We start from the raw sequence: 9,821 nt of genomic DNA on the forward strand, positions 1-9,821 counted from the left end.
AGCTGCGCCGTCACCGGCACCTTGGTCACGTCGGTCTTGGTGTAGTTGCCGGCCACCGTGAAGTCGAGCTTGCCGTAGCCGTTGGTCTGCACCGGCCAGCTGGTGACGATGTCGATGCCCTTGGTGGTGGTGTCCACGCCGTTGATGAAGAAGCGCCCGCCGCCCACGCCGATGAAGCCTTGCTTGGTCAGGAAGTCGCGCACGTTGGCCGCCGTCAGGTTCTCGGACAGCACGATGCGGTCTTTGATCTTGATGTGGAAGGCGTCCGCCGTCACGCTCACCGCGCCGAAGCGCATCACCGAACCGAGCGAGAAGTTGACCGATTTCTCGGCATCCAGCGGCTTGGCGCCCAGCGCGATGGCGGCCGGGTGGCTGGGCTTGAAGGTGGTGATCTCGAACGGCACGCCGTTGATGAAGTTGGTGGAGGTCGACGTGAAGAACTGCTGCTGCGGCGACGGCGCGCGGAAGCCGTTCTGCACCGAGCCGCGCAGCGCGAACTCGGGCACGAAGTCGTAGCGGCCGGCCAGCTTGCCCGACACGCTGTTGCCGAAGTCGGAGAAGTGCTCGCCGCGGATGGCCACCGAACCGAGGAACTGCTTGGTCAAATTGGCTTCCAGGTCGACGTAGGCGCTGTAGGCCTTGCGCGAGTTGTCCGATTCGTCGGCGGGACGGAAACCGGGGAACACTTGCGCGCCGGGCGCGGCCGGGGTGCCGTTGGCCAGCACCTGGCCGCCGTAGCGCCAGGAATCGGCTTCGCCGGCAAACAGCTTGTAGCCTTCGCGGCGCGCTTCGGCGCCCACCGCCACGTTCAGCGGCGAGGCCAGGCCGACTTCGATCTGGCGCACGCCCGACAGGTTCAGGGTCAGCTGGTCGTACCAGAAGCCGCCCGCGTCGAACTGGGTCTTGCTGGACGCGCCGATGGAGCGGTTCAGCGTGTTCTCGATGGTGTACTGCATCTTGTTCTTGCCGTAGCCGATGGAGGCGTCCATGTCCCAGGCGCCGGCTTGCCAGGTCACGCCGCCGGTGGCGCTGTAGTCGTCCACGTCCGGCGCGATGATGGGCAGGAAGCCGTCCGGGTAGACCGCGATGATGTTCTGGTCCTGCAGCGCGCGGCGGAAGAAGCCGGCCGAACGCGCTTCGCGTTTCTGGTAGCTGGTCCAGCCATACAGCTTGGCGCCGCCTTCCAGCGCGTAGCCGGCGTTGGCGAAGAGGGTGGCCTGCTTCAGCTCCGGCTCGCCGTACCAGGCGTTGTAGCGGTTGATGGTCTTCTCGCGCGGGTCGAAGGCGCCGTTTACCAGCGGGTACTGCTGGCGCACGTCGTAGCCGCTGCGCTCGGTGTGCTCCTGGTCCTTGTATTCTGCGGCGATGGTCAGGTAGCCGCTCTCGCCCAGCGTCAGGCCTTTCCAGCCGCTGACGGTGGCCGTGCCGCCGTCGTTGCGCTTGCGCGAGGTCTCGGTGCCCCAGGTGGCGCCGGCCGGCGGCGCGCCGGCGATGAAATCGTATTCGGTGCGGCGCTGGCCGTAGGTGGCAGTAAATTCGCCGCCGGTCTTGTCGGTGCGCAGGCGCAGGTTGACCACGCCGGCGATGGCGTCCGAGCCGTATTGGGCCGAGGCGCCGTCGCGCAGCACTTCGATATTTTTCAGCATCGCCACCGGGATGGTGTTCATGTCCACCGAGGACGAGCCGCGGCCGATGGTGCCGTTCAGGTTCACCAGCGAGGAGGTGTGGCGGCGCTTGGAATTCACCAGCACCAGGGTCTGGTCCGGCGCCAGGCCGCGCAGCGTGGCAGGGCGCACGGTGTCGGTGCCGTCGGCCAGGCCGGGACGCGGGAAGTTCAGCGACGGCAGCGCCACCGACAGCGCTTGCGCGATCTCGGGCACGCCGGTGTTCTTGATGGCGTCGGCGCCGATAATGTCGACCGGCGAGGCGGTGTCGAGCGCGGTGCGGTTGGCGACGCGGGTGCCGGTGACGACCACGGTGGCGGCGTTATCGGAAGGAGCTGGGGTGGATTGCGCGGCGGCGTGGCCGGAGGCGAACAGCGAGGCGATGGCTACAGCAAGGACGTGATTTCTCTGCATTGCTACTCCTGGTGTGGTTGAATTTTTCTTATGCCTCCTTAGTATCACCGCGTCAAAATTGGAAAGTCAAAGCAATTGCAAGCCGGGTGTCGCGCGGCTGTAACAATTAAGTAATATTACTTAGCGAGCATCAGATACATGCCCCTACTCCGCATGCGCGCCCAGTATCCGCTGCCGCACCAGGTTGATGTGGCTGCGCAGGCCGTACAGGTCGTCCGCGAAGGACAGCGGGATCGAGATCTGGTTGACCTTTTCCTCGATGTCGTTCAGGTGCTCGAGCTGCTCGGCGTAGACCTGGGTGCGCCGGCCTTCCGGCGCGGCGGCCAGCGCCTGCTCCACCGTGCGCAGCTGTCCGTACCAGCGGAACACGCGCGAGCGGATGCGCCACACATACAGCGGCGGCACCACCTTCGACAGCGGCAGGATCAGCGCGCCCAGCGCCACCACCACCACCCACATGCGGTCGAAGAAGGTGGCCAGCCAGAAGCTCATGTAGCGCTGCAGGAAGGGCGGGCCATCCTTGTAGAACTTGGCCGCTTCCTCCGCCACCGGGATCTCGCTGTATTTCGGCGACGGGAACTGGCCCTGCTGCTGGAACCAGCCGGCGCCGCCGTGGATGGTGCTGGCCGCCTGCACCAGCAGGTCCACCAGCGCCGGGTGCAGGTCCTCGCGCGCCACCAGCGTGGCGGTGGGGGCGATCAGGTGGTAATCCTTGGACGGCAGGTCGCGCCCCAGGTCGACGATGCCGCGCGGGAGCACCACGTGGGTCAGGAACGGCAGGCGGCGCGTGTAGGCTTCGGCTTGCGTGAAGTCGAACAGCTTGATGCCGGGCGTGATGAGCAGCATCTGGATCAGCGGCGCGTCCGGCGCGGAACTGAACACCAGGCCGTCGATGCGCTTTTCCAGCAGCTCCACGGTGGCGGGGGTGTTGGCCAGCGAGCTCACCTTGAGCTCGGACGGCTCCAGGCCGTTCGCCTCCAGCACCTGCTTGAACAGGCGCGGCGCGCCGCTGCCTTCCGGCCCCAGGTTGATGCGCAGGCCTTTCAGCTGCGTCAGGTCCTTGATCTTGACGTCTTCGCGCAGGAACAGCCAGAGCGGTTCGGTAAACAGGCTGCCCAGCGAGACCAGGCCGCGCCGCTCCGCCTCGTCCTGGCTGGTGGTGCCGCTTTGCAGGAAGGCGATGTCGGCTTCGCCGGCGCCCAGGCGCTGCAGGTTTTCGTAGGAGCCCATGGACGGCTTCAGCACCACCTTGATGCCGTGCTTGCCGAGCAGGTCGGCGTACTTTTTGCCGAAGGCTTCGTAGGCGCCGTTCTCCTGGCCGGTGGACAGGGTGACCACGCGCGGCGGCGCGGGATCGACCAGCACATAGGCCAGCGCGCAGGCGGCGGCAATGATGAGGATGGTGGGGGCGGCGGTGACGATCAGGTCGCGCACGGAAAAGCGCGAGAACTTGAGGATCTTGGTCACTTTGGTCATGTGGTGGCGCATGGGTTTCATGGGATGACACCATGCCAACAAATGGCCGAACATGCAAGCGCTGCGCGGTTTGGCGGCGGCGGGTCAGGTGCGCAGCACCGCAACCCGCCGGACGGGCATCAGCCGCCGCAGGCGCGCAGCGGCGGCGTGGCGCCGCCCGCCGCAGGCGCCAGCACGGGCTTGGCGCCGCCGGCCGCCGCCGGATTGTGCACCGCCGCCACCACGCCGGCTTTCGGCGCGGCGTTCGGTTCGATCAGCGGCATCAGGCTGGGCGCCAGCACCACCAGCAGCTGCACCGGCAGCGCGCTGGTGAAGTCGTAGTTCTTCGATTCGGGCCCGTGCACATAAGCGGTCATGCTGCCGAAGAAGCGCTCGCCGATGTTGAACACGAAGGTGGCCGAGCGGTTCACGAAGCGCGATTCGATCAGCCGCCCGCCGCCGCCATACACTTCGAAACGCTGGTCGCCGGTGCCGGTCTTGCCGCCGACGGGAATGATGGCGCCGTCGGCGCCGACGAAGGCGGCCTTGACGCGCTTGGCGGTGCCGTCCGACACCACTTCGCGGATCGCGTCCGCAGCCGCGCGCGCCACTTCGGGCGACAGCACTTGCTCGTTGCTGGTCGGCTTGCCGCGCTTGACCAGGGTTTCATACGGCGTGCCGGAGGCGAAGTGCAGCGAGGTGATGCGCTGGCTGCTCTGGCGCACGCCGCCGTTGATGATAATGCCCATCATCTCGGCCAGCGAAGACGGCCGGTCGGCCGAGGCGCCCAGCGTGGTGGCGTAGGACGGCACCAGCGATTCGAAGGGGTAGCCCATTTTCTTCCACTGGCGGTGGATGGCCATGAAGCTCTCCATCTCCACCAGGCCGGCGATGCGCTTGTCCTGGGCGTGCTTGCGGTGGGTCTTGAACAGCCACTGGTACACCTCCTGGCGTTCCTTCTCGCTGGCCGCCACCGCCTGCGCCATGGTGGCGCCGTCGTTGTTGCGCAGGTAGGCCACCAGCCACAGCTCCAGCGGGTGCACATTGGCCAGGTAGCCGCGGTCGGCCAGCGACCACTTGTCCATCGCGTACTGCTCGTACATCTTGGCCGCACGGTCGTCCTGGATTTCGTTCTGCGACGGCAGGTTGGCGTTCAGGTAGGCGGCAAATTCCTCCACCGTGGCGTTGGGGAACAGGGTGCGGTGGATATTGGCCAGCCGCACCGGGGTCGGTCGGATGCTGGCCACCAGGATCTTGTCCAGTTCCGCCTTCGGCTTGCCGCGGTACTTGGAATAGAAGCGGTACAGGAATTCCTTGCCTTCCTTGTCGGCGAAGCGCGCCAGGTATTCGGCGCGGCGCGGATCGTCGGCGTCGGCCAGCAGCGAGGCCGAGGAGCCGGGCGCCTGGAACATGTAGTACTTCACCACGTCGCGCATCAGGCGCACGAACACCAGGTTGGTGGAGCGGCGCAGCGCTTCGCGCACGGTCAGGATGCGGCTGTCGTCCTCTTTCGAGAAGTTGCCGAAGGTGTGCACGCCGCCGCCGGTGAAGAAGCCTTCGCCGGGGTTGCCCGAGTATTTGCGTTCCATGGCTTCGGCCAGCATGTCGGACAGGCCGCGCTTGTCGGACGGGTGCTCCTGGAAATAGGCTACCGCCCACTGGCTCAGGCGGTCCTGCGGCGCCAGCACCTGCTTGCCCAGCTGCTCGGGGCTCATGTCCTTGTAGCGCTTGTGCAGCTGGTCGATGATGTCCAGGTAGGTCACCAGGGTGCGCAGCTTGGCGGTCGAGCCCAGGTCCAGCTTGGCGCCTTCGTTGATGTCCAGCGGCTGGTCGAAATTGTCGGTCTGCAGGCGCAGGTAGTTGGTGCCCTCGCCTTTTTCCAGCAGGGTGAAGCTGTACACCACATTGGCCGGATCGCCGTTGCCCAGCATGCCCTTGCCGGTCAGGCCGGCGGCCTTGGCCATCTCGGGGTCGCGCAGGTCGCGCAGCACTTGCGTGACGGCGCGCTGGGCGCGCGCGTCCAGCGTGCTGACCACGTTCAGGTCCAGCCGGTCCAGGTTGTACATGCGGTTATCGCCCAGCAAGTTGGCCAGGTGGTTGCGCACCGAGTTCGAGGCCTTGCGTTCGACGAAGGACATGTCGGGCGTGTCGGCCAGGCCGTTGCCGGCAGCCGGATGCAGGCGCACTTTCAGCGCCGCGTCGCGCAGCGCGGGGGTGATGATGCCGGCCTGCGCCAGCACCCGCAGATGGCTGTTGGCCAGCGTTTCCAGGTCGGCGTCGCCGGCGCCCAGGTAGTAGCTGGGGCGGCGCTGCGCGATCAGCAGGCTGAGCGCTTCCTTGAAGGCCAGCGCGCTGCCCGGCTGGTCCATCTTGCCGCCCAACAGGCGGTTGATCTCGTTGAAGTCGCGGCCGTACCAGACCCACATGCCGTCGCCGATGCCGTTCACTTCGCCGTAGCCCGGCTTGGCCGACAGCGGCACCGTGTTCAGGTAGTCCACCACGATCTGGCGCCGCACCTCGGTGGTGTCCGGGCCGTACTGGTAGGCGCGCAGGGTGGCCGAGATCATCTGCTGCAGCTTGTCCTTCATCGAGCCGGTACGCCCTTCCGGCGAGTGGCGGTACTTCTCGATCTGGGTGGCCAGCGTGCTGCCGCCGGCGGCGCGCTGGCCGCCGGCCACGGCGCTGACGGATTTCTCCAGCACCGCCTTGCTCAGGCGGTCCCACTCGACGGCCGGGTTGCGCTTCGGATAGGTATTGTCCAGCAGCTCGCGGTTCTCGATGAACAGCAGGCTTTGCACCAGCGCGGTGGGGGTTTCCTTGAAGCCGGGATAGATGCGCTCCGGGTAGCTGGCGCTAAACAGGGGTTCGGCGCGGCAGTCGACGATATTCAGGCCGGTGCGGGTTTTCTCGCGGTAGGTGGCGAAGATGCCCATGTCGGACAGCTCGATCATCTTGGGCGAGAAGCGCGCCTGCGCGGCCACTTCGTAGTCGCGCGTTTTCAGCTTGCCCAGGTAGTCCGGCAGGTTGGCGTAGCCGAGGCGCTCGTCATACGGGCTGTCGTGCGGGAAGCGGATCGCCTTGCTGGGGCCGGGTTCGACCTTGTAGTTGACCTTGCCCGCCAGGTCCGAGAAGAACCGGGCCTGCATCGACGAGGTGCGCATTTCCTGCAGCAGCCACCACACCGCCAGCGACAGCAGCACCAGCAGCAACAGGACCAGGGCGTTGCGGGTGCGCTTGCCCTTCGGCTTGGCCGGTTCGGCCGGATCGGGGCCGGCGGCCTGCGCGTGCAGCAGCACGGCGGTCTGCGGCGGCGGCACCACGCGCAGGCGGCTGCGGCGGCTCAATCCGAATACGGTTGCGCCTGCGCGCAACTTGCGCACTGCGCGCGCAACAATGAGGGGCCTGCGGAAACGACGATTGCCTGGGTTGCTTGCCATGATCTTGCTTAATATTGCTTTGCCGTGGTGATTCAGTGGTACCTGCTCTTGCTATCCATTGCACCACATCGGCAACGGACGCACAGGCCGGTACGCTGATTATTTGATCTGCGGCCGGGCATTTTCGCAAAAAAACAACGTATACGGCTGAGCTGTAATGCGCCGGTCACACAGCTGTCATCCCACGTCTTACAAGCGCACGTATTCCACCTGCAGGCGATCGAGCTCCGCGCACATTTGCGCGTACGCCTCGGCCGCCTGACCCGGCTCGCCCTTCACGCCCAGCTCGATGTGGCGGCGGGTGTTGGCGTCGCCCACGCTGGGCAGGCTGAACACCTTGATGCGCGGGTACTGCGCCTCCAGCGCCACCATCAGCGGCGTCAGCGCCGACTCGGCCGCCTCGTACACCAGGGTGCCGTGCTCGGCGCGCGGCTCGCGGTTGAACAGGTCGGCGTAATGGGTGTCGAGCACCCATTCGATCATCGGCCAGGCCATCACCGGGAAACCCGGCACGAAGTAGTGGTTGCCGATGGCGAAGCCGGCCACGTTGTTGTAGGGGTTGGGCACCAGCGCGGCGCCGTCCGGGAATTCGGCCATCTTCAGGCGGTGCAGGTTTTCCGCCGAGTTCAAGTCGACCTGCTGGCCCGCTTCGCGCCCCATTTGCAGGATGCGCTGCTGGATATTCTGCTTGCCCTGCTCGTGCAGCACCAGCGGCAGGCCCAGCGCGTCGGCCGCCGCCTGGCGCGTGTGGTCGTCCGGCGTGGCGCCGATGCCGCCGCAGGAAAACACGATGTCGCCGCTGGCAAAGCTGCGCCGGAGCGCGGCGGTGATGCGGGCCGGGTCGTCGCCCAGGTATTCGGCCCAGCCCAGCTGCAGGCCGCGCGCGCTCAGCAGCTGCACCACTTTGGGGAAATGCTGGTCGACGCGTTTGCCCGACAGGATTTCGTCGCCGATGATGATCAGTCCAATAGCCATAGTCCTGCCCTATTCAGATTGGGATTCCACCGCACGCTGCGTGCTGTGTTCATGCCGCCGCCGCAGCTGCTGCAGCGCCTCCAGACAATAATACTCAAACCACAAACCGGTGAAGATAAATATCAGCACGTACAGCCAGATCGACGCGGCCGCAAGGAAGGGGAAGAACACCACCGCGATGGTGGCGCCGCCCACCCACACCACGCCGGGAATGGCGCCGGCCACGCCGGACACCACGCCGATCGCCATCAGCTGCCAGCGGTGCGCGCGCCGCAGCTCGGCGCGCTCTTCCTCGCTGGCGTAGTCGGCCAGCGCGTCGTAGGTCATCACGCGCTGCGTCAGCCAGCCCCACAGCAGCACTTGCACCACCAGCGCGGCCGGCGGGAACAGGTACAGCGGCAACGCCAGGAACCACGCCAGCACGAAAATGGCGAAGCCGCCCAGCGCAGCCGCCACGCTGCCGGCGATGCTGCCGCCGCGCTTTTTTTCCAGTTGCGGATAGTGGCGCCCGCCCACGTGGCGCACCACGAAGGGCATGGCGGCCACGCCGATGAAGATCAGCGCGGTCAGTATCATCAGCGGCAGCAGCGTCAGCATGGCGATCAGCGGCGGCACCACGGTCTTCAGCACGCCCAGGCCGAGGGCGTTGAGCCAGCTGGTGCTGCTGCCGAACAGGTCGTGCGCGACGAACTGCAGGTGCAGGTAGTCCACCATGGGCTGCAGGCAGAAATACAGCAGCACCGCCCACAGCGCCACCGACAGCAGGAAGGGCACGATGCTCAGCACCAGCATCTTGCCGTGCAGCTGCGACAGCAGCGCGCGGCCGTATGCGTTCAGCACACTCTTCATTGCGTCGGTTCCTTGCCAAAATTGTGCACCATGCGCTTCAGGCCCAGCCACTGCTGCTGCCAGAAGCCGCGCCCGTAGTCACGGCCCGGGGTCACGCTGCCGTCCGGCGCGGTGTGCGGCAGCTGGTCGCGGATGCCGGTCTGGACGAACTGCGGCGTGAAGTTGGCGGTGCGAAACAGCATGTCCCAGACCGGGAACAGCACCGCGAAGTTGCAGCCGCCCAGCGTGCCCCTGCCCTTCGATTCGTGGCCGACGCCGATGGCATGGTGCATGCGGTGGTAACGCGGCGACACCAGCAGGCGCTCGCCGATGGCGCCAAAGTGCAGCCGCACATTGGCGTGCTGCAGGCTTTGCACGATGCGCGACAGCGACACCAGCAGCACGTATTGCGCCGGCGGCACGCCGATGGCCAGCGCCACCAGGCCCATGACGACGTCGCGCAGCAGGTCGTCCAGCACGTGGTTGCGGTCGTCGCTCCACAAGTTCATATTCATCTGGCTATGGTGCAGGCTGTGCAGGCCCCACCACCAGTTGACCTGGTGCGAGGCGCGGTGGTACCAGTAATCGACGAAGTCCAGCACCAGCAGGTACAGCACGAAGCTGCACAGCGGCCCCATGTCCGGGAACAGGTTCTCCAGGTTGAAGGGGCGCACGTCCTCCAGCCGCAGCAAGGCATTCAGGTGGTCCAGCAGCGGGTCGAGCGTGAAGAAGATCAGCACCGTAAACAGGCCGAGGCGGTGCAGCACGGTGTAGATGAAATCGTTCCAGCGCGCGCGCGGGTCGGTGAACTTGTGCACCGGGATCATCGCTTCCAGCGGCCGCAGCACCAGGAACAGCAGCACCATTTCGGCCAGGCCGATCAGCAGCCATTCAGTGCCCTCGAAGGCTTCCTCGGTGATGTCGCCCAGGCCGCCGTAGAACAGGATGGGCTGGATCACGGTTTCGAACAGCCAGCCCTGGGCGGCGCCGAGCCAGTCGCTTAACAGTTGAATCATGCGCTATGCTTATTTTTGTCTGTTGCTGTGGG

6 protein-coding genes are annotated in these 9,821 nt (G+C 66.3%); all 6 read right to left on the minus strand.

Annotated elements, in window-relative coordinates; all coding sequences use genetic code 11:
• On the minus strand, positions 1–2,078 hold a 2,078-nt coding region (locus AC6H42_RS01970), incomplete at its 3' end, for a TonB-dependent receptor plug domain-containing protein (protein ID WP_497547305.1).
• Positions 2,079–2,222: 144 nt separating this feature from the next.
• Positions 2,223–3,575, minus strand: coding sequence for a TAXI family TRAP transporter solute-binding subunit (locus AC6H42_RS01975; RefSeq protein ID WP_373888156.1), 1,353 nt, complete (start codon positions 3,573–3,575; stop codon positions 2,223–2,225).
• A 98-nt stretch (positions 3,576–3,673) separates the two neighbouring features.
• Positions 3,674–6,829 (minus strand): transglycosylase domain-containing protein, encoded by a 3,156-nt coding sequence (locus AC6H42_RS01980; RefSeq protein WP_229418068.1) that lies wholly within the window; start codon positions 6,827–6,829, stop codon positions 3,674–3,676.
• A 330-nt stretch (positions 6,830–7,159) separates the two neighbouring features.
• Entirely contained in the window at positions 7,160–7,945 is a 786-nt protein-coding gene (locus AC6H42_RS01985) for a competence/damage-inducible protein A (protein WP_057153490.1), read from the minus strand.
• Positions 7,946–7,954: 9 nt separating this feature from the next.
• Positions 7,955–8,794 (minus strand): EI24 domain-containing protein, encoded by an 840-nt coding sequence (locus AC6H42_RS01990; protein WP_057153489.1) that lies wholly within the window; start codon positions 8,792–8,794, stop codon positions 7,955–7,957.
• A complete protein-coding gene (locus AC6H42_RS01995; protein ID WP_057153488.1) occupies positions 8,791–9,789 on the minus strand; it encodes a sterol desaturase family protein in 999 nt (332 codons plus the stop codon). Before AC6H42_RS01995 ends, AC6H42_RS01990 begins: the two co-directional genes overlap by 4 nt.
• Positions 9,790–9,821: the final 32 nt, after the last annotated feature.

This window comes from Massilia sp. NBRC 108631, from assembly GCF_059704565.1.

Excerpts from the sequence above, each read along its gene's own strand:
- AC6H42_RS01975 (WP_373888156.1), bottom strand. The coding sequence starts at position 3,575 with ATGAAACCCATGCGCCACCACATGACCAAAGTGACCAAGATCCTCAAG.
- AC6H42_RS01985 (WP_057153490.1), bottom strand. The coding sequence starts at position 7,945 with ATGGCTATTGGACTGATCATCATCGGCGACGAAATCCTGTCGGGCAAA.
- AC6H42_RS01990 (WP_057153489.1), bottom strand. The coding sequence starts at position 8,794 with ATGAAGAGTGTGCTGAACGCATACGGCCGCGCGCTGCTGTCGCAGCTG.
- AC6H42_RS01995 (WP_057153488.1), bottom strand. The coding sequence starts at position 9,789 with ATGATTCAACTGTTAAGCGACTGGCTCGGCGCCGCCCAGGGCTGGCTG.